Source organism: Dyadobacter pollutisoli, assembly GCF_026625565.1.
Taxonomy (GTDB): Bacteria; Bacteroidota; Bacteroidia; order Cytophagales; family Spirosomataceae; genus Dyadobacter; species Dyadobacter pollutisoli.
Genome location: NZ_CP112998.1, coordinates 7,544,865 through 7,563,072 on the forward strand (window position 1 = coordinate 7,544,865; position 18,208 = coordinate 7,563,072).

The 18,208-nt window shown below is 43.7% G+C and carries 21 protein-coding genes and 1 tRNA gene; 12 read left to right on the forward strand and 10 right to left on the reverse strand.

The genetic code is table 11. From position 1 onward, the window contains the following. Positions 1–167: 167 nt before the first annotated feature. Together ON006_RS31435 and ON006_RS31440 are read left to right on the forward strand one after the other, a co-directional pair. On the forward strand, positions 168–716 hold the full coding sequence (locus ON006_RS31435; protein ID WP_244821910.1) for a nuclear transport factor 2 family protein: 549 nt from the start codon (positions 168–170) through the stop codon (positions 714–716). A 94-nt stretch (positions 717–810) separates the two neighbouring features. Then, complete coding sequence (locus tag ON006_RS31440) at positions 811–2,049, forward strand: NupC/NupG family nucleoside CNT transporter (protein ID WP_244821909.1); 1,239 nt, start codon at positions 811–813, stop codon at positions 2,047–2,049. A 3-nt stretch (positions 2,050–2,052) separates the two neighbouring features. On the opposite strand, the gene ON006_RS31445 is transcribed toward ON006_RS31440, so the two are convergent. Next, positions 2,053–2,700: a response regulator gene (locus ON006_RS31445; protein ID WP_244821908.1), complete on the reverse strand. Its 648-nt coding sequence runs from the start codon at positions 2,698–2,700 to the stop codon at positions 2,053–2,055. A gap of 18 nt (positions 2,701–2,718) precedes the next feature. Further along, complete coding sequence (locus ON006_RS31450; RefSeq protein WP_244821907.1) at positions 2,719–3,546, reverse strand: sensor histidine kinase; 828 nt, start codon at positions 3,544–3,546, stop codon at positions 2,719–2,721. 237 nt (positions 3,547–3,783) lie between these two features. Here ON006_RS31450 and ON006_RS31455 point away from each other — a divergent pair, with 237 nt between their 5' ends. Continuing rightward, positions 3,784–3,942: a hypothetical protein gene (locus tag ON006_RS31455; RefSeq protein WP_244821906.1), complete on the forward strand. Its 159-nt coding sequence runs from the start codon at positions 3,784–3,786 to the stop codon at positions 3,940–3,942. Between the two features lie 227 nt (positions 3,943–4,169). Here ON006_RS31455 and ON006_RS31460 read toward each other — a convergent pair whose 3' ends face one another. Continuing rightward, complete coding sequence (locus ON006_RS31460; RefSeq protein ID WP_244821905.1) at positions 4,170–4,763, reverse strand: hypothetical protein; 594 nt, start codon at positions 4,761–4,763, stop codon at positions 4,170–4,172. Positions 4,764–4,979: 216 nt separating this feature from the next. Between ON006_RS31460 and ON006_RS31465 the strand changes: the two genes are divergently transcribed. Further along, on the forward strand, positions 4,980–5,900 hold the full coding sequence (locus ON006_RS31465; RefSeq protein WP_244821904.1) for a YihY/virulence factor BrkB family protein: 921 nt from the start codon (positions 4,980–4,982) through the stop codon (positions 5,898–5,900). 53 nt (positions 5,901–5,953) lie between these two features. Here the strand turns inward: ON006_RS31465 and sppA are convergent, their stop codons facing one another. Beyond that, positions 5,954–7,720, reverse strand: a complete 1,767-nt coding sequence (gene sppA / locus ON006_RS31470) for a signal peptide peptidase SppA (RefSeq protein WP_244821903.1) — start codon at positions 7,718–7,720, stop codon at positions 5,954–5,956. A gap of 195 nt (positions 7,721–7,915) precedes the next feature. On the opposite strand from sppA, the gene ON006_RS31475 reads away from it, so the two are divergent. Then, positions 7,916–8,422, forward strand: a complete 507-nt coding sequence (locus ON006_RS31475) for a SixA phosphatase family protein (RefSeq protein ID WP_244821902.1) — start codon at positions 7,916–7,918, stop codon at positions 8,420–8,422. A gap of 1 nt (position 8,423) precedes the next feature. Continuing rightward, positions 8,424–8,627: a hypothetical protein gene (locus ON006_RS31480; protein WP_310590204.1), complete on the forward strand. Its 204-nt coding sequence runs from the start codon at positions 8,424–8,426 to the stop codon at positions 8,625–8,627. Between the two features lie 2 nt (positions 8,628–8,629). On the opposite strand, the gene xerD is transcribed toward ON006_RS31480, so the two are convergent. Beyond that, the gene (gene xerD / locus ON006_RS31485; protein WP_244821900.1) at positions 8,630–9,526 is read right to left on the reverse strand and encodes a site-specific tyrosine recombinase XerD; all 897 of its coding nucleotides are present in this window, start codon (positions 9,524–9,526) and stop codon (positions 8,630–8,632) included. Between the two features lie 40 nt (positions 9,527–9,566). On the opposite strand from xerD, the gene aroQ reads away from it, so the two are divergent. Beyond that, entirely contained in the window at positions 9,567–9,980 is a 414-nt protein-coding gene (gene aroQ, locus ON006_RS31490; protein ID WP_244821899.1) for a type II 3-dehydroquinate dehydratase, read from the forward strand. 94 nt (positions 9,981–10,074) lie between these two features. Here the strand turns inward: aroQ and ON006_RS31495 are convergent, their stop codons facing one another. Then, positions 10,075–12,564, reverse strand: coding sequence for a M14 family zinc carboxypeptidase (locus ON006_RS31495; RefSeq protein ID WP_244821898.1), 2,490 nt, complete (start codon positions 12,562–12,564; stop codon positions 10,075–10,077). Between the two features lie 253 nt (positions 12,565–12,817). Here ON006_RS31495 and ON006_RS31500 point away from each other — a divergent pair. Both ON006_RS31500 and ON006_RS31505 read left to right on the forward strand, forming a co-directional pair. Then, a tRNA-Glu gene (locus ON006_RS31500) sits at positions 12,818–12,889 on the forward strand. A 262-nt stretch (positions 12,890–13,151) separates the two neighbouring features. Continuing rightward, positions 13,152–15,362 (forward strand): T9SS type A sorting domain-containing protein, encoded by a 2,211-nt coding sequence (locus ON006_RS31505; RefSeq protein WP_244821897.1) that lies wholly within the window; start codon positions 13,152–13,154, stop codon positions 15,360–15,362. Positions 15,363–15,482: 120 nt separating this feature from the next. On the opposite strand, the gene ON006_RS31510 is transcribed toward ON006_RS31505, so the two are convergent. Beyond that, entirely contained in the window at positions 15,483–15,749 is a 267-nt protein-coding gene (locus ON006_RS31510; RefSeq protein ID WP_244821896.1) for a hypothetical protein, read from the reverse strand. Between the two features lie 99 nt (positions 15,750–15,848). Here ON006_RS31510 and ON006_RS31515 point away from each other — a divergent pair, with 99 nt between their 5' ends. From ON006_RS31515 to ON006_RS31520, 3 genes are all read left to right on the forward strand, one after another. Then, positions 15,849–16,223, forward strand: coding sequence for a helix-turn-helix domain-containing protein (locus ON006_RS31515; protein ID WP_244821895.1), 375 nt, complete (start codon positions 15,849–15,851; stop codon positions 16,221–16,223). A gap of 74 nt (positions 16,224–16,297) precedes the next feature. After that, positions 16,298–16,483, forward strand: coding sequence for a type II toxin-antitoxin system HicA family toxin (locus ON006_RS32395; RefSeq protein WP_374760222.1), 186 nt, complete (start codon positions 16,298–16,300; stop codon positions 16,481–16,483). Positions 16,484–16,491: 8 nt separating this feature from the next. After that, a complete protein-coding gene (locus tag ON006_RS31520) occupies positions 16,492–16,899 on the forward strand; it encodes a helix-turn-helix domain-containing protein (RefSeq protein WP_244821894.1) in 408 nt (135 codons plus the stop codon). 329 nt (positions 16,900–17,228) lie between these two features. Here ON006_RS31520 and ON006_RS31525 read toward each other — a convergent pair whose 3' ends face one another. The 3 genes from ON006_RS31525 to ON006_RS31535 form a co-directional block, all read right to left on the reverse strand. Further along, positions 17,229–17,441, reverse strand: coding sequence for a hypothetical protein (locus ON006_RS31525; RefSeq protein ID WP_244821893.1), 213 nt, complete (start codon positions 17,439–17,441; stop codon positions 17,229–17,231). A 96-nt stretch (positions 17,442–17,537) separates the two neighbouring features. Beyond that, positions 17,538–17,741, reverse strand: a complete 204-nt coding sequence (locus ON006_RS31530; protein ID WP_244821892.1) for a hypothetical protein — start codon at positions 17,739–17,741, stop codon at positions 17,538–17,540. Positions 17,742–17,786: 45 nt separating this feature from the next. Further along, positions 17,787–18,194 carry a hypothetical protein gene (locus ON006_RS31535; protein ID WP_244821891.1) on the reverse strand — a complete coding sequence of 136 codons (408 nt, stop codon included), beginning with the start codon at positions 18,192–18,194 and terminating at the stop codon, positions 17,787–17,789. Positions 18,195–18,208 lie beyond the last annotated feature (14 nt).

Here is an 18,208-nt window from a genome sequence, read left to right on the forward strand (position 1 = left end):
CGGTCTTTACCGTTCTCCTTTTTTTGTGCCCGAAATATAATTTTTTTAGACAAAGGACGTATTTAAGTGGAACCACGTACTATAATCAGGTATTTATACTCTATTTTTTAAATACTTTAACTGAGATATTTGTAACCAGATCCCAGAGAAGATAATATCTATTAGCCATGAAAAGAAATATTTCCGTATTCATCCTACTTATCCTTCTAGCCTCTTCGTTCAAATACAGAACAAAAGCCAGGGAGGTCAACCAAAATGTCGTCACTGCCGGTTATAGCAGCGCAAGCCCTCAAAAAACTTTCCCGGTTGAATCATTCAATGCTGCCATTGAGAAGTTGCAACAAGCAAATAGTGAACTTTCAAAAGGCAATCCTGACCTCGCCAAATCAATGTGGTCACATAAAGAAGACGTGACTATTTTCGATGAAAAGGCAGTGGGCGAAATTAAAGGATGGCAGGCCGTTGAGGCTACATTAAATGCGACGAGCAAACAACTGTCGAAAGAATCAACATACACTTTTGAAAAGATAGCAAGCCATGAAGCTGCTGGCCAGGGTTATCTGTTACAAAAAGAGCACTACAAGCTTGCAAACGGAAGGGTAATCGACCTGCATGTAACGGTTTTGTTTCGCAAAGAAGCCAACTCATGGAAGATCATTCACCGTCAATCGGATCTTTCCGCTTCCGCCAGGGAATCAGACAAATCAAGCAAATAATTGGGCTCATTCCTGATATTTTGAGTCATAGGTAACTTACAAGTATTTTGTTGTTATTTTGCACCTTTGGCAAAAAAGTGACAACGGAATATTTATGGAAAGATTTACGGGACTGCTAGGTATTATTTTGATTCTTGGCATTGCCTTCGCAATGTCGAACAACAGAAAAGCAATTAATTACCGAACAGTAGGCGTAGGGCTTGCACTTCAATTCGGACTTGCCGTTTTCATTCTCCGTACAGATATAGGTCAGGCCATTTTTCAATGGCTGGGCGAAAAAGTTCAGAAATTACTTTCCTTCTCAGATAAGGGTGCCGATTTTGTTTTTAGTACGCTTGTGCGGCCTGATCTCATGCAACGCGCTTTCGGTCCGGGGAACGACTTTGTATTCTTTTTCAAGATTATTCCTACCATCATTTTTGTTGCTGTTTTAGTCAACATGCTGTATCACCTTGGCATCATGCAAAGGGTAGTCTCTCTCATTGCAAGATTGGTTTACTGGTTAATGGGCGTCAGCGGGGTCGAAGCACTTTCAAACGTAGCCAGCACTTTTGTAGGCCAGGTAGAAGCACAGATTATGATCAAGCCTTATCTTAAGAATATGACTAATTCTGAGTTAATGGCTTCTATGACAGGTAGTTTTGCCTGTATTGCCGGAGGGGTTATGGCAGTCTATATTTCATTGGGCGTACCTGCACCTTACCTTATTGCTGCCAGTTTAATGGCAGCGCCAGGCGCATTAGTTATTTCAAAAATAGTTTTTCCTGAAACTCTCCAGTCAGACGCAAAAGGTGCTGTCAAATTAGAGATCCAGAAAACGCATGCTAATTTGCTCGATGCTATCGCGGCCGGTGCCAGCGAAGGTTTAAAAGTGGGTTTCAATGTAATTGCGATGTTAATTGGCTTCATAGCACTTGTTGCGTTGCTTGATTATCTGTTGGGTTACATTGGAGGATTGCTTTCTTTCCCGCAACTGAGCTTCAATTACATTTTAGGAAAGGTTTTTTCCATTTTTGCCTGGGCTATGGGCGTACCGGCAAAGGATATTGAGGCTGCCGGCTCGCTAATGGGGACAAAAATGGTGATCAACGAGTTTGTCGCCTATCTCGATATGGTGAAGATGAAAGATACATTGGATCACAAAACCATTGTGATAACCAGTTTTGCATTGTGCGGATTTGCTAATTTTAGCTCCATTGCGATCCAGGTAGGAGGTATTGGTGAACTCGCACCCTCACGTCGCGCCGATTTGGCCCGATTAGGATTTAAAGCGCTGATCTGCGGTACTTTGGCTTCCTATATGTCCGCGACGCTGGCTGGTTTATTGTTGTAAAATTTAAACCTCGAACAGTTTCAGCCGGATCGCTTCCAGTACCATTCCCACGCGGCTTTTTACATTCATTTTTTGAAAGACCGATTCCCTGTAACCATCAACGGTTCTGGGACTTACGCACATTTTGTCGGCAATCTCCGCGTAAGTCAGGTCGCTGCACGAAAGTTTGATAAACTGTGTCTCCCGCTCATTCAATCCTAACAGGTCCAGCGGGTTTTGGAACGTTTCCGGGTTGAGGCTTTTAATGAGCTGGCTGGTAATGTATTCTGTGTAGTAAAATCCTTTTTGAACGATAGAATCCAACGCTTGTTTGAGTTCATGCGGTTTGCAGCCTTTCAGCAAATAGCCACCGGCACCATTGCGGAGCATTTTGACGATCGACTCCTCTTTGTCATTCATTGAAAGTGCAAGTATCTTAATCTCCGGATAGTTGTTTTTTAGCCAGAGCGCCGTCTCATAGCCGTCCATTTCCGGCATATTAATGTCCAGTAGAACAATGTCAGGGACCATGTTCAGCTTGATGCGTTGAATTAGCTCTTTGCCACCCAACACCTCGTAAAGGACATCGTAATCTTCATATTTTTGAACCAATCCCGATAGGGCTTTGGCCATTAGTTCATGATCATCAACTATTGCGATGGTAGTTTTCATGGTTTTAAATTTATAGAATTAAGTTTGTGATGAATCCGCTGTAATGGATGGTTTCGGCAATTTAATCTCGATTTTGGTTCCCTTGTCGGCACCGGTCTCGATCTGGAAGTCGCCTCCGATCAGCTCGGTACGCCGCTGAATATTTCTGACTCCTGCACCGGAATTGTGCAATATACCTGTATTGACACGATCAAAATTAAAGCCCTTCCCGTCATCATAAATGCAAAGTAAAAAATTGTCGGTGGTATAGTGTACTCTTACGTTAATGTTTTGAGCCTCAGAATGTTTAAGAGCATTGTTTAAAACTTCCTGGGTAATCCTGAACAGAATGATTTCTATATCAAAGCCCAATGGATATTGTTCTCCAAGAATGCTGATCTCGGTTTGGAATTTTTTGGTTTTACGAATCCGTTGAAGTTCATGCGAGATACTTTCCTGCAATCCGAACTGTTCAACGAAGTCGCCGTCGAGGCTTTTGGTCAGCGCGCGCAGGTCGTGAATGGATTGCCCCACGATTTCATTGGTGAGTTTAATGTATTCCTTGTCCTCCTCTTTCTGTTTCGTCCCTTCCAAAATATTCAGGTAGATTTTGGCGACGGACAAAAGCTGACCAATGTTGTCGTGAAGCTCCTGGCCAATTTGCTGCATGGTAGCGTTTTGAACCTCGACCTGAGATTTAAGAATTTCCTGAGAAAACTGAGCCTGAAGGATAGTTTTTTCCTGACGGTTTTGGAGTTGCCGTTTTTGAAAAATATAAAAAAAGGACACAAGGAACAGAAGTAGAAATAATACCAGTACGGTTCCCGCAATCACTATGATGGCAACTTCTGATATTTGGCTTTGCATATAAAACCATAAGTAAATAAACTGTACAATATAATATTAAGCATGTGATTTATAATCATATACAACTGATTGGCGGTTTCTCGGTCAACAGTAGCAAGGTATTTATGCAGCCCACTTTGAAAAAATGTTCCCGCATAGAAAAAGAGTATGCCGGTTGATATCCAGAAATGGGGATTTTGAGAGAGATGATCTTCGATATGGACTTGCAGCATTTGCCGGAGATAAACACAGGAATAAATGCATAGCAGGAAAGCAACCAGCAAGAATGAAATGGAAGTCCAGAGAAACATTTCCCGGCTGAAAATGAATGAGACCAGTATCCAGGAAAAAAGGATCGGGATACTGACCATTATGGTCTTTTTTATGGGCACCGAGACGATGATATCTCTAAAATAGAGAGCCATTAATGCGTATTCGACGAATAGAAACGAGTCGTAGAGCCATTCGACGCTTTTGTGAGCAACCTTCAAATTGTACAGGCCGATGGATTCTACTAATAGTGTGATGCAAACCAGCCAAAAGATGTAACTGACTGGCTTGTTTAACGCGTTTTGGTGGTAAAATCCCACCAAAACGCATATAATCAGAACGAATGTGTAAATGTAATTACTCATTAACTTGGTTTATGGGCAACATTTATTGCCTTGGTCAAATATTTGGAAAATGGTCGTTGGGCTTAATGGGTTGAATCCTGCATCTACAAACCCAACCGTTGTTTTTTCATGATCGCGAAGAAAATAGGCCGCTACCTCACCATTGGGATCAAGCTGATCAAACCAAGTCGTGAAATCGGCTACGCTATGGCGGATACCGCCGCGCTCGTCTTCAAACTGAAAAGAATACTTTTTGTCATTGATGACCTGATTTCTTTCCTTAAAGTAACCTTCACAATGCAACCAGCCGGGAGGATTTAATTCATCCGCGCCAGTTCCTAGAGTCTTATGGCTCAAATACGTATTAGTGAAGCCGTCCGAGCCATCACGCCCCTGAATTGCCGCGTCCAATAAACGAAATTTGCTGCCGGCGTCGGAACATCCAAACCGGATCACGATACTGGTCGGCTTCTCGTCAAGGATTGCCTTTAAAGTACTTTTGTAAAAATACACTACTTCCTGCTCGCCAGTCAAGTCTACTTCGCTTTGTGATCCTACTTTTGAATTTCTCAGATCATGTGACTCTTTCCATGCGTGAAATGCTTTAAGCGCTAGCTCTGCCATAATGGTTAGTTTTGAGGGTTAAAAGATTCCACTAAACTAGTTCAAACCATTGGGACCGGTAATGTGGGTTTTCTCGGAACGTCCGGTGAAAAACACCCTTTTTCACGAGAATGTGTTGTTTGCATTGATTAAGAGTTTTTTCACTAGCCGACTGTGGCATGAATATTTGTGACTAACTTCAAAAAGCACAACACATTAACAGCGATCACTCTGATTATGAAGAACATCAAACTATACTTCTCTATCCTAAAAGAAAGCTTTAGTGAATTTATGAATGATAACGGCCTGAAATTGAGTGCGGCGTTGTCCTACTATACCATATTTTCACTCGCCCCGATGCTATTGGTCATCATCTCGGTTTTTAGTATTTTTTTTGGCAGAGATGCGATTCAGGGCGAGCTTTTTGGACAGATCCGGGGACTTGTCGGTGCAAGTGCTGCGGCTCAGTTGCAGGAGATCCTGAAAAATGCAGAACTATCCAACAAATCAGGAATCGCAGCTGCGTTGGGAATCGGCACGTTGTTGATTGGTGCAACCGGGGTTTTTGCTGAAATGCAGGATTCGATCAATTATATCTGGTCAATCAAATCAAAACCTAAAAAAGGCTGGCTGCAATACCTGAAAAACAGACTGATCTCTTTTTCCCTCATTCTTACACTGGGATTTTTGCTGGTCGTTTCGCTAGGGGCGAGTGCTTTGGTCGATCTGCTCAGCAACAGGCTGGAACGGCTTTTTTCAGAGGCGTCAGTTGTTGTTTTCTACATTGTGAACCTGGGGCTGGTGCTGACGATCATTACCGCGTTGTTTACAGTGATATTCAAAGTGCTGCCCGATGGGGAACTTCGTTGGAAGGAATGTATGGTTGGAGCTGCTTTTACGGCAATCCTCTTTCTGATTGGTAAGTTTATTATCAGCTTCTATCTGGGCCAGTCCGACCTGGGAGCAGCATACGGCACGTCAGCGTCCATTGTCATTTTACTCACCTGGATTTATTATTCTTCCATTATCCTCTATTTCGGGGCGGAATTTACAAAGGTTTATGCCAGGCAAGACGGCATTGCCATTTTTCCAAACAAACATGCGGTACTTATCGTCCGTAAGGAAATTGATGAAATGACCGGCCAGAAAGTTGACTAATAAAAAATCCTTGCCGGTCGGAGCAAGGATTTTTTGTTGAAATAGGCTTCTTTTTATCTGATAATCAGCTCAAAAGGCATTCTGGTTTGGGTGCCGCCCATGTTCATCAGTTTTTTATACATTTTGACGTATGGGGCAAGATCTCCCAGTGTTTTGGCTGTTGCTTTTTCCTCGTTATCACCCATGATTTTGGTCAAAAGCTCATCGAATGGCTTTTTCTTTTCCGGGTAGTAGCGAACGCGGTAGTCACCTTCTTTCAATTTAGCAGCTTTGGCAGCAATTTTAATCGCATCATCCACACCACCTAAAACATCCACAAGACCATTTTCCTTAGCCTCTACACCTGACCAAACGCGGCCCTGAGCAAGGCTTTTTAGTTTTTCAACCGACATTTTTCTGCCAGCCGCCGCTTTTGTTGTAAATGTCTCATAACCCTCATTCACGCTTTTCTGAATCCTTGATTTTTCAAAATCCGTCATATCGCGTGTAGCAGTGGGCCAATCAGCGTGGGGACTGGTGCCTACACCGTCGAAGGTGATACCCAGCTTATTGTTCATAAAATCAGTCACATTAAAGATCAATCCGAAGATACCGATAGAGCCGGTGATTGTATTCGGCTGAGCTACAATGGTATCGCAGCCCATTGCCATATAGTAGCCACCTGATGCGGCGACGTCCGACATGGAGGCAATTACAGGTTTCTTTTTAGCAGTAAGCTGGATTTCTCTCCACATCACATCAGAAGCGAGAGCGCTGCCGCCGGGAGAGTTGATACGGATCACAACCGCTTTGATTTTATCATTCTCGCGGATCTCTTTCAGTTCTTTTACAAATTTTTCAGAGCCAATATTTTCGTCACCGCCGTCGCCGCTGGTAATTTCACCTTCTGCTACTAAAACGCCTACACGGTTATTGAAATCACCTTCCTTAATCTTGCTCTCGCCTTTGAGATATTTTTCAACACCAATGTAAGAAATCCCCTTTTTCTCCTCGATTTTCAGATCGCGTTTCAGAACGGTTTCCAATTCATCCTGGTAACCAAGATTCGTCACAAATTTGTATTTCAATGCAGATTTAGGATCTTCAACAGCCAGAGAATCGGCCAATCCTTTCAATTCTTCGGTGGAGATATTGCGGGAAGCGGAGATATTTTTCAGGAAGTTGTTATTGATAGCCTGAATGAGTTCGATAGATTGTTTTTTGCTCGCTTCGCTCATATCCTGACGAGAGAACATCTCGATCGCGCTTTTGAATTCACCAACCCGGAACACCAATGGCTTGATTTCCAGTTTGTCAAAAGTACCTTTGAAGAAACTGTATTCGGCTGAAAGCCCGTTCCATTCTAAGCCACCGGCTGGGTTAAGGTATATTTTGTCCGCAACGGAAGCGATGTAGTATCCTTTTTCGGAATAAGTTTCACCGTAGGTAACAACAAATTTCTTTGATTTTTTAAACTCAATTAGCTGGTTTCTGATCTCTTCAAGAGTTGCCCAGCCTGCACCGGGTCCTTCTGTTTTCAGATAAACACCTTTGATCTTGTCGTCAATCTGGGCGTTTTTCAATGCTTCCAGAATATCCTTCAATCCTACCACATTTTCATTTCCTCCGAATGGGCCGCCAAGTTCGGCAAAGGGATTATCTACCCCAACTTCCTGAATGGGCTGGTTGAGGTCGAGCCTGAGTACTGATTTGTCTTCAACCACCACGGTGTCGTCCGATGATAATGCGGAGCCAATACCAGCCAGGATGAAAAAGGAGAGAAAGATAAAAACGATTATTCCGACGAACGTGGCCAGGACATATTTCAAAAATTGTAACATGGTATGCTTTATAATGGATTTCTATTCAATACCTAAGGAACAAAATTACGGATTATTTGTCGCGCTTGATAGAATAATTAATGTCGAAAGGTAGTTTCAGTACATTAAATGGTCAAATGATTACACCTAATTTTTTCGTGCGCCGCGCGGATATTTACCGATTGAGATTCTGTATTTTTGAAAAAAAATAAACGCATGAAAAAGACCCTCATTTTAGTCCGCCACGCCACCGCGGAGGACCAGACTTTCAGAATAAAGGATTTTGATAGAAATCTCAATAATAAAGGGTTATCGGAAGCTCTGGTGATGGGTAAGTGGTTGTCGGAGCAAAAGATCAACCCGGATGTTTACATCTCCAGTCCGGCTTCGAGAGCCTACAAAACTGCGGAAATCATTGCTGAGCAGCTTGGCGTGGACCTATCGGCCATTAAATCACAGGCAGACATTTATGACGGCGGGCCCAGGGCTTACCTTCATGCGGTAACGCACGTTTCGGAAACGTCGTCGTCGCTGATCCTTTTCGGCCATAACCCGGATATCACCTACTTCGCAGAGTATCTGTCGGGCGCGAGCATTGGTTCCATGAAAAAAGGTGCGATTGCGATCGTTGAATTTAAAGAACAGAAGTGGGAGGAGATATCTGCAAAAACCGGAGATCTTGTCCTTTACAAAACACCAAAGCAGGTTAGAGGAGATGAGTGAAATGAATAAACCCAACAAGAACAGCCGGATTTTTATCATTGTTTTTATATTGTTTGTAACGCTGTTTGCCTACATTTCTTACGACATGTCAAGCCGTACTACTGCACCGTGGAACAAGCCAAAGCAGCTGAACCGTGCATTGCCCGGAGCCACTCCCGATGCGGATTCCCTGAAATTAGACTCCCTTTTGGAAGACATCAAATAACCCTAGGCCCGTGGATGAAACTCGGTGATAACCTGCCTCAGGTAATCACGGTCCAAATGCGTGTAAATTTCCGTAGTAGTAATAGATTCGTGGCCCAGCATTTCCTGAACCGCCCGCAGGCTGGCGCCACCTTCGATGAGGTGGGTTGCAAATGAATGTCGGAAAGTGTGAGGACTCACATTTTTGTCAATTCCAGCCTTTTCGGCGGTGTCTTTGATCATTAAAAAAATCATGACACGGGAAAGTTGTCCGCCCCTCCGGTTCAGGAAAACAATGTCTTCGCTGTCCTTTTGAGCAGCAATGTCATTCCTGACATGTTCCAGATAGATCTGCGTGTATTTAATCGCTTCTTTCCCGATCGGTACCAACCTTACCTTGTCTCCTTTTCCAAGTATCCGGATAAAACCAATGTCGAAATAGCAATGGGTAAGCTGTAAGCCCGTGAGCTCGGAAACGCGCAGGCCAGAGCTGTATAATACCTCCATAATGGCCCTGTTTCGGGTACCTTCCGGCGTGGAATGGTCGATAGCAGCCAGCATGGACTCGATTTCTTCGTACGAAAGCACGTCAGGAAGTTTTCGGGGGAGCCGCGGTGATTCCAGTAGCTCCGTAGGATCTTCGGTTATTTCGTTTTCCAGTAAAAGATACTTGAAAAAAGCCTTGATCCCGGACAACATTCGTGCCTGCGAATGTGCCGCCAGGCCTAGGTCAGACAGGTATTTCAAAAATGCGGCCAGATGCTCTTCGGTAATTTTTGCAGGCGGTAGGGTAATTTCACTTAGTTCCAGAAATTCTTCCAGCTTTTCCACATCCCTGACGTACGCATCCACAGAATTCCCGGATAGCGAACGTTCGAGCCGCAGGTAATTTTTAAAATGTTTGATGTAGCTTTGCCACATATAATAGGAAGAAGAAAAATATTAAATCCTGTGTTGCCAAATGAAAAAGATACTGATCCTGAACGGCCCTAATTTGAATCTCTTGGGAAAACGTGAACCCGGCGTTTACGGTAATCAGTCATTTGATGATTATTTTGAAACATTGAAAAGCACTTTCCCGGAAATAGAACTGCATTACTTTCAATCCAATCACGAAGGTGCATTGATCGACAAAATTCATGAGGTCGGCTTTACTTTTGACGGAATTGTGATCAATGCAGGCGGCTATACCCATACCTCCATTGCATTGGCCGATGCGCTGTCTGCGGTAACGACACCAGCCGTGGAAGTTCACATTTCAAACATCCACGCCCGGGAATCATTTCGTCACCACAGCTACCTTACCTCCCGCTGCAAAGGTATGATTTGCGGGCTGGGGCTTAGGGGTTACGAGTTGGCCGTGCGGTATTTTTAATGAGTGAGTTAGTGAATGAGTGAGTGAGTGAATATTTTAATTTTACCATTCACTCATTCACTCATTCGCAATTCACTCATTAAAAATCCACTCATTACCTAAACACCGCGTTACTGAACAAGATCTTCCCATTATAAAGCATCGACCTGAAAACGGGATCATCCATGAGGTAAACGACGTGCCCGCGTCCCAGGTCTTGTACGCCCATGATGAGGGTGTTTTTTAGCTTTCCGGTCATTTTTGTTCCAACAAAACCTGCCTTGTACCCGTCCTCGGTCAGGTAGCCCACATTCCAGCCGTCTTTGAGATATTCCCGCTCGTACGCATCCCGCACGATCGTGAAATATTCTTTGCTGCAACCAAATGCCAAAGGATGGGTAGGGTCCAGGGTGATCTGAAACATACTTCCCGGTGATGAGTCGCTGGCTTCTTCGCGTTGCTGTTCCCCGAATTTCTTGAAAAAGTCGGCGTCTTTCTTTTTGTCTGAAAATTTCTTGCTGAGCGCAAAGCCGGGCTTGTTCATAAATGCCTCTGTCGCGCGTTCCATTGCAATAATCTTGCCACCATTCTTCACCCAATTTTGCAATGCTTCCAGGTGTTTGTCATTAATAATGTCACCATATCTGCCGTCCGGTAAGATCAGGACGTCAATCTCGTTCCAGGGTAGGCTGGCCAGACGGGCAGCGCTGACGATAGTTACCGGGTATTTTATTTGTTGTTCAAAAAAATGCCACACGCCGCCAAAAGCCGTCGGGGATATGCCGTCTCCGGATACCGCCACAATTTTCGGTGCTTTGATCGCGACAACATTGTCATTACCAAAGTCGGGCCCTGAACTCACGTAGCCAGTTTTAACGGGCATCAATTGAATGTGATGCTTTGTCGCAAGAGAAGTTACCAGCTTATCGAATGCGACATTCTCATTCCCTTTTTTGGTGATAATCAATGTCCCAGCCGAGTAGGAAATTTTGTCCATTTCGAACGGTACATTGGAGGTTTTAACCAAAATCCCGTTTTTCAAAAGATCAGCCAGGAACACAGCATCCTCCACTTCCGACCAATTGGCAATGTAAGCGTAAGGCGAGGAGGCCGGTATGGGGTTTTCGATCTTTGCAGGCTGATAGGCAGCCGGGACCAGTTTCTCTTTCAAACCATAGGCTTTTAGTCCAAAAACATAGGCAAGTCCCCAGCTGGTAACGTCGTAAGTAACAGAGTCTTCCAGTACCGGTTTGGGATCAAACAGAATGCGCAGCAAATTGGACTTGGGCTGGTAAGCGCTGATCAGCAAATCATTGTTTTCGATTTTGATCGCCTGTTCCGTAACTGTTGTGAGCTCGGTACCTTTGGTTGAAATAGATTTTCCGGCAATACCATACGTGAAGCCTTGTTTCTCCATCCAGCTGCCAAATGACCGGATACGCTCTTCATTGCCTTTCGCTTTAATCACGTAAGTTTTAAAGTTTCCAATCGGCGCATTAATCGCATCCTGATGAAACTTGATAAACTCTGAAACCACCTTGTCTTTTTGAGATAGTACTGCTTCCAAAGTAGCAAGGCTCGTCGCGTAATGATGGTCGATCCTGTTTTTCAGGGTTAATGTGTCGTGCTCATCTTCACGTTCCAGCGCCAGTCCGGCGCGGCCGCCGCCGCCCTGCTCGTAAGTAACGCCGATGGCACCGTTGGCTGTGGGCCAGGTATCACCATAACTTGGATAAAACAGGTCATAGTCATTTTTGGTAAAGTAGGCCCAGTTGTTTTTGTCGAAATATTTGCGGCAGTACTCTCCGATCAGTTCATTGAACTGACGCTGCCATGCCGTAACGTCCTTATTGTAGGGTTTAGCGGCGGGAGGGAAGTAGTAGCTTCTTGCCGGGCCCATTTCGTGGAAATCGGCGTGAAAATGCGGCATCCATTGGTTGTACAGCACGATCCTTTCCTGCGTCTCCTTTTGTGTTTGCCAGGCCCAGTCACGGTTCAGGTCAAACAAATAGTGATTAAACCTGCCACCTGGCCAGGGTTCGTCATGTTCCAATGCAAATGGGGTAACATCCGGAGTTACATTCTGTACGCGGTTGTACCATTGCGAATAGCGTTCATATCCGTCGGGATTAATGCAGGGATCGATCATGATCACCATGTTTTTCAGAAACTCCTGTGTGAGTGCATTGTTTTTGTTGAGCAGCTCGTAAACAACTTTCATGCTCGTATTAGCCGAAACAGACTCATTCCCGTGAACATTGTAACTCAGCCATACAATGGGCGGAACACTGGCATCGGGCTTGCCCGGAAGCATACCTATGCTCTTCAAATGATTTTCCCGGATCGCATTCAGCTTGCTCATATTCTCTGGTGAAGCAATAAATGCAACCATTAAAGGTCTTCCTTCATTGGTGGTCCCGTAACGCGTTATTTTCATGCGGTCAGGGTTCCGGGCTTGCAGCGTATTGATGTAATCGGTGATCTGGCTATGAAAGGCAAATTTGGAACCTAGCGGAAACCCGAGGTACTCATCGGGAGTGATGCTTTGTGCAATGGCCTGGTTTGTCAAGAGGAGTAACAGGAAGTACCGGATAAATTTGGTCATAGGAAGAGATTTGTGAAAACCCGTAAACCCAAATTTAGAAAGTTACCTGAATTTACCGCCATGGGGAAAAGGATAAAAAAAACTTTTGAATTGAATCGTCTGTAAATGAGAGAACTAAAAAATATTTCAATTTTATTTCGTCAGGGGAGTTGCAATTTAAAATCCAACCGTGCATCTTTGCACCACGATTTCGGAAAAAGGAATCGCAAAGTGAAAGAAAGTGCAAAAAAACGCGCGAAGTAGGAGACCAGTCGGCCCATTCGTCTAGCGGTTAGGACACGACCCTTTCACGGTTGAAACAGGGGTTCGATTCCCCTATGGGTCACAAACCGTGCGATTGCACTTTCAATCTTCAAAAAACCGTCCTGGATCAGGACGGTTTTTTTGTTTTCCGCATTTCCACGCCGTATGCCGCGATTTTTGCTAAAAGGCTAAGTCCGAAGACGTTCGTATAGTAATTTTATTCTATTGTTGTACGAAATGTTTATAGTGGTTTGTAGTATATTTGGCGCCAACGATAGAATAAGTTACTAATATATTAATGGATTAAACACACAATTATTATAGCCCACAAATTTTTACAAACTATGAATTTTTTATTAAAACTTGTTTTTGCAGGAGGAATGGCGGGGTCGGTTGTAGCGGCTCCGCATGAAGGCATCAGAAGTACACCTTTTAGTGCCGACAGTACACACACCGACAACAGTCAATCGGATGTTGTCGTGATGAGTGGTTTGAATAGTTCATACGAAATTAAAAATCCTTACGCTGAGTCTGCGGACGCGCCTTTTACCATCGCAAGTAAGAGCCCTAGCAGAACCGCTGCACCGCTTGCCACCAAAGTATCTTGTGGAGGCCGTACCTGGGAGCATGGTCAGTTGCTCGGCCACACGCAGGACAATCAGCCCGTTAACGTCAGAATTCAGGACAACAGGATCTATCTGAACTGGAATGGCCGGATCGCTGACAACATCTGGATTCTTTACCATTTGAAAGAAGGTACATTTCAGGACAACCCGACGGACGGTGCAACGATCAGTAACTGCGTCAATCCGGTGGACCCGAGTACTGCACCAAGCAATTTGCTGGGACGTACCGGAGACGGGCAAATTACCTGCAACGGTATTGTAATGACTAACGGCGATTTGCTTGGTACTTATGTAGGTGGAGGCATGAACACTTACCAGTATACCAAATACGTAGACGGTATGCTAAGGGTAATGATTAAGCAGGGTGAGAATGACGACCGCACGACAAACTACAATATGAGCTTGCTCAATTTTACCATTCAGGGAGCAAACGGTAGTTACATGAGTGCAAAATGGAAGAATGTCCTGACTACTCAGATGGTCGACGGCTGCTTCTGGCCGATTGTTCCAAAATCGGCAACACCTATCGTAGAAAACAATTGTACAGCTGGACCGACATTGAAAACGGTTACAAATGTTACACAAACAGGCCTGCAATTCACTTTCGATGGAACGGGGATCAGTACCGTGAAATGGAGAATCAAATCGAATACTACTGACGTAAGAACAGGCACAACACCCGACCTGGCCGGCGCTAAAACGGTTAATCTTACCTACGCTTCACTTGCGGCTGGTAATTATTCATTGGAAATCGAAGGAGGAAACTGTACCTCGGCAGTAACGAAGCTCAATTTTACCATTAACCCGCCCGTAGTAACGATCCCCGACTGCCTGAATGGACCGGCTGCGGCAACGACTACGATCACCAATATCACGCCTAGCGGTATCACGGTTAACTATGCTAGCAATAACCTTCACACTTTCTCGTGGCGTATTTTGCAAGGAACGTATGCAGTAGCAAGCGGGAAAACGGGTACGCTGGCTACCAATTCAACAGCACTGACATTCAATTACCTGCAAAATGGAACATACAACTTCGAACTTACACCGGTAGATTGTAAGGCGGCATCTCCAACGGTTAAAAGTTTCAGCGTTGCTGCTACCGATACCCGTACTGCATGTTCAAGAGGGCCAAGTTTGCAATCCATATTGTCTTCTGACGAAACTACTCTTTCATTCCTTTTTGACGGGAATAACATTTTCGCCATTGACTGGAAGATTTTACAAAGTGGTACTGTACTTCGCCAAAACCGCGTCGCGCCACAAGATAACCATCCTGTGATCCAGTTTGGTACATTGCCGACTGGGGTGTATACACTTCAAGTAGAGGGCGGAAACTGTAAGTCTACGGCGAGTGCGATGAACTTCGGAGTGAATGTTCCTCTGCCGATTTATATTTCAAATTTTAAAGGAGCAGTGGTTGAAAAAGGCGTAGAATTATCCTGGGAAGTGGTTTCTGAACAGGATGGAAAAGAATTCGAAGTGCTTCGTTATGACAGCCAGATGAAGAATGAGCAAATGCTTGGCAAAGTATCGCTAACCGACCAGAGAGTAGGCCAGTATCGTTTTGTTGACAAGAATCCATTGCTGGGCACTAACTACTATCAGCTGAAACAAATTGATACTGACGGGACATTCCAAAGGAGCAAAATTGTTTCTGTAACCCCGGCGACGATATCAGGAACGGTAGTAGCGCCTAATCCTGCGCAGGATTATGTAGATCTTCAATTTTCATCCCGCACATCGGGCTTGTCAAACCTTAGCATTTATGATGTTTCGGGTGTGGAGGTCAGCAAATCGCAGATTCAGATCACGGAAGGGAAAAACAATCACCGTTTGAATGTGAAGCGGTTTTCAACCGGGAATTATTTCATTAAAATATCTCACGGCGGCGAAACGTCAAGGTTACGTTTTACGAAAGTGAATTAAAATCAATAGTCAAGTACTGACTTTGAGAATGGCTAAATGGCTGGTTTGTGAATCAAACAGTCATTTAGCCATTTGTTTTTTAGAAAAGATCTGTGGCATGTCCGAGCCGAAGATTACAAGTCAAATCGAACGCTCGTCGATTCCTGAAATCTTTTCCAAAGCCAGCATTACACATTCAATACGGTCCACATGCCCCCGCTTGGGATCCGAGTAAGCCTGCGCTACCGACCGCATGAAGGCTTCACCTTCCCGCGTATTGAAAAACGGATCCGATTTCGCCAGTGCATCTTTCCAGCCTGGCCCCACAATTTCCTTAGCCTTTCCAAAACGTGCCAGCAACCGTTGCTTAATCGAAACGCCCCTGCGCTGACTTGAACTTGTTTCCATGTGCATATAATGTGTAATTTGCGTTTAACAGTTTTTGTTGAGCAAAGATGTGAAGAAAATTTTGATCAACAAATTATTTAGAAGAAAATTTTATCCAAAATGTTTTCTGAGCGTTTAAAGCACCTAATAGAATATCTAGGAATATCAATCACATCATTTGAGGCTTCCATTGGAGTTTCAAAAGGAGCAATTGCGAAACCGATTAAAAACCAGAAGACAGTAGGAGTGGAGGTGTTGGGTAAAATTTTGATCAAATATTCAAATGTCAACTTAGAATGGTTAGTTTGCGGTGTAGATTCAATGTTGAAGGATAACCGAGACAACCGCCAGGGGAACATTGAAGATCATCCATCGGAGAACCTGATTACCATTACCAAAGATGAATTTATTGAGTTGCAGCGTAAGGCTTTGCGGCAGGAGGATCGGATAAGGGAGTTGGAGAGGCAGGTGCAGGAGTTGGGGAAGACTAACTGAAAATTTTATCGAAAGATATTTGATAAAGGTCGCAAATTTGCGACCTTTATTTTTTTGCTCACACACTATAATTTATGAATGCTAAACAGTTAGTCAAACTGCTTGAAGAAAGCGGATGGCAAGAAGTGAGATGTAGCGGAAGCCATCGGATTTTCCAGCATCCTGATAAAAATGGATCTCTCCCGGTACCATTTCATGGAAGCAAAGACATTCCAATCGGAACACTCCGTAAAATCTTGAAACTGTCCGGTCTAAAATAAAGAACGATATGAAACTGACAATAATAGTTGAAAAAGGTGACGGCGAACTTTGGGGACGCATCGATAATGTTCCTGGTTACCTTCCCGTTACTTCCGGCAAAAACCTGGAAGAAATTGAGAAGAATTTGTTGGAATTGCTTGATGATTATATCAATCACGAGGGGAAGGCTTTCGAGGAATGGAAGAATCTGAATATCAGCAATATTCACTTTGACCATGTTTATGATCTCAGTGCTTTTTTCGAGTTGTTTGATGATGTAAAAGTAGGAGCAATAGCAAAACGTGCCGGTCTAAATCCTTCGCTGGTAAGACATTACGTTGCTGGTACGAAATTTCCGTCGGAGCAACAGGCCAAAAAATTAGAAGATGCTATTCACAGTCTTGGCGAGAAGTTGATGGAAGTGGTTTTGGCTTGATTTGTGTTTCAAAGCTACCCGTAGTCCTCAGGGTCGAACAACTCGGTCAATAAATCGGGATTCCGAACGCATAGGTGTATATGGTCGTGTTCGCGAAATGCGCTGCCGGGGTAAAGCACCAGAGCCCAGCCAATCATAAGACTTAGTACTGATGTTGAATTTCTTCCTGCCTGTCAGCAAATCCTGTTTGATGTCATTGCGGCATCCATGAAAACCAAACACGGTGGTGTTACGGTAGTAATATTGATTCATAAAATAGTGTGTGTAATATTTGAATAATTATCAAATATCGTATTTGTTAGAAAACTATAAATATGAGATAGCGGCCTTTAAACGGATACTTTCTCTTTCTTTCTTACGGAAGTCTTATCTGGTTCAATGATTCCATCTCTATATTTTTCTGAGACCGAGCCATCAGGATTCAAATAACCTACTTCAATAAGGTAGTTAGTAGCAGCTATTTTTGGATTATCAGAGTTGAAAATAGCTCTTTCCTTTTCTGCAATCACAGCTCTCACGTTATCAACTGTTTCCTGATCCATAATGTGTATTTGAATGGTGAATCTACTTTTCCTTGCTAACCAAATTTGGGAATTTCTAGTGTCTTTTCCAACTCAACGGGCTCCTTATCTCCCCCGTTATTTAGATACTATTAGCCTAATTGTTTCAATGCGATTAGGAATTCCTCCGCGGTAGGCCTCACTCACTTCTCCATTCTCATCGAGGTAGCCTATTTTCTGCAAGCGTTTTCGCGCAAGCCCGGCGCGATCTGTGGAAGCTTCTCTTTCCTTTCGACGTTCTTCGGCGTAAGCCTTAAATTTCTCAACGAGTTCTTGAGTCATATCTCTTAGTTTCTTTGAAAATTCCGGCTTATAGAGTTACCTAATTCAATGCGCGTAAATGTGCACTTGTTCAAGCCTATGAGCCAATTGCTTGATCGCATTCTCAATCTTTTCGACTTGCTTGGCAGAAGGATATTTTTTTCCACTAGCATATTGCCTCACCAAACTTCCATTAAGACCAGATACTTCGGCGATTTTAGTCACCTTTAAAAAATCAAATTGCTGGAAAAAAACAGTCAGATCATATTCGATTCGAAATTCGTACGAGTCAGCATTAAGATCGTGGAAATCGAACAACAACTGCTGCATATTTATTTTTAACTGTTCGATAGAGCTGGCTTCATCAACAATAAGATTGTCTTCGTATTGAACGCGGCCCCAAAGAGAATTCCCTTCGCCCTCTACAATCAGTGTGATGATATTGTCTTTGTTTACGGTTTGATTTGATTTCATTATTGAAAGTTTTA

Bases quoted from the DNA above. Each gene is read 5' to 3' on its own strand.
- ON006_RS31450 (WP_244821907.1), bottom strand. From the start codon at position 3,546: ATGCAAAGCCAAATATCAGAAGTTGCCATCATAGTGATTGCGGGAACC.
- ON006_RS31435 (WP_244821910.1), top strand. From the start codon at position 168: ATGAAAAGAAATATTTCCGTATTCATCCTACTTATCCTTCTAGCCTCT.
- ON006_RS31510 (WP_244821896.1), bottom strand. From the start codon at position 15,749: ATGGAAACAAGTTCAAGTCAGCGCAGGGGCGTTTCGATTAAGCAACGG.
- ON006_RS31525 (WP_244821893.1), bottom strand. From the start codon at position 17,441: ATGGATCAGGAAACAGTTGATAACGTGAGAGCTGTGATTGCAGAAAAG.
- aroQ (WP_244821899.1), top strand. From the start codon at position 9,567: ATGAAAAAGATACTGATCCTGAACGGCCCTAATTTGAATCTCTTGGGA.
- ON006_RS31455 (WP_244821906.1), top strand. From the start codon at position 3,784: ATGCATAGCAGGAAAGCAACCAGCAAGAATGAAATGGAAGTCCAGAGA.
- ON006_RS31460 (WP_244821905.1), bottom strand. From the start codon at position 4,763: ATGGCAGAGCTAGCGCTTAAAGCATTTCACGCATGGAAAGAGTCACAT.
- ON006_RS31530 (WP_244821892.1), bottom strand. From the start codon at position 17,741: ATGACTCAAGAACTCGTTGAGAAATTTAAGGCTTACGCCGAAGAACGT.
- ON006_RS31515 (WP_244821895.1), top strand. From the start codon at position 15,849: ATGTTTTCTGAGCGTTTAAAGCACCTAATAGAATATCTAGGAATATCA.
- ON006_RS31480 (WP_310590204.1), top strand. From the start codon at position 8,424: ATGAATAAACCCAACAAGAACAGCCGGATTTTTATCATTGTTTTTATA.
- ON006_RS31520 (WP_244821894.1), top strand. From the start codon at position 16,492: ATGAAACTGACAATAATAGTTGAAAAAGGTGACGGCGAACTTTGGGGA.
- ON006_RS31495 (WP_244821898.1), bottom strand. From the start codon at position 12,564: ATGACCAAATTTATCCGGTACTTCCTGTTACTCCTCTTGACAAACCAG.
- ON006_RS31465 (WP_244821904.1), top strand. From the start codon at position 4,980: ATGAAGAACATCAAACTATACTTCTCTATCCTAAAAGAAAGCTTTAGT.
- ON006_RS32395 (WP_374760222.1), top strand. From the start codon at position 16,298: ATGAATGCTAAACAGTTAGTCAAACTGCTTGAAGAAAGCGGATGGCAA.
- xerD (WP_244821900.1), bottom strand. From the start codon at position 9,526: ATGTGGCAAAGCTACATCAAACATTTTAAAAATTACCTGCGGCTCGAA.
- ON006_RS31475 (WP_244821902.1), top strand. From the start codon at position 7,916: ATGAAAAAGACCCTCATTTTAGTCCGCCACGCCACCGCGGAGGACCAG.
- ON006_RS31505 (WP_244821897.1), top strand. From the start codon at position 13,152: ATGAATTTTTTATTAAAACTTGTTTTTGCAGGAGGAATGGCGGGGTCG.
- ON006_RS31445 (WP_244821908.1), bottom strand. From the start codon at position 2,700: ATGAAAACTACCATCGCAATAGTTGATGATCATGAACTAATGGCCAAA.
- ON006_RS31440 (WP_244821909.1), top strand. From the start codon at position 811: ATGGAAAGATTTACGGGACTGCTAGGTATTATTTTGATTCTTGGCATT.
- sppA (WP_244821903.1), bottom strand. From the start codon at position 7,720: ATGTTACAATTTTTGAAATATGTCCTGGCCACGTTCGTCGGAATAATC.
- ON006_RS31535 (WP_244821891.1), bottom strand. From the start codon at position 18,194: ATGAAATCAAATCAAACCGTAAACAAAGACAATATCATCACACTGATT.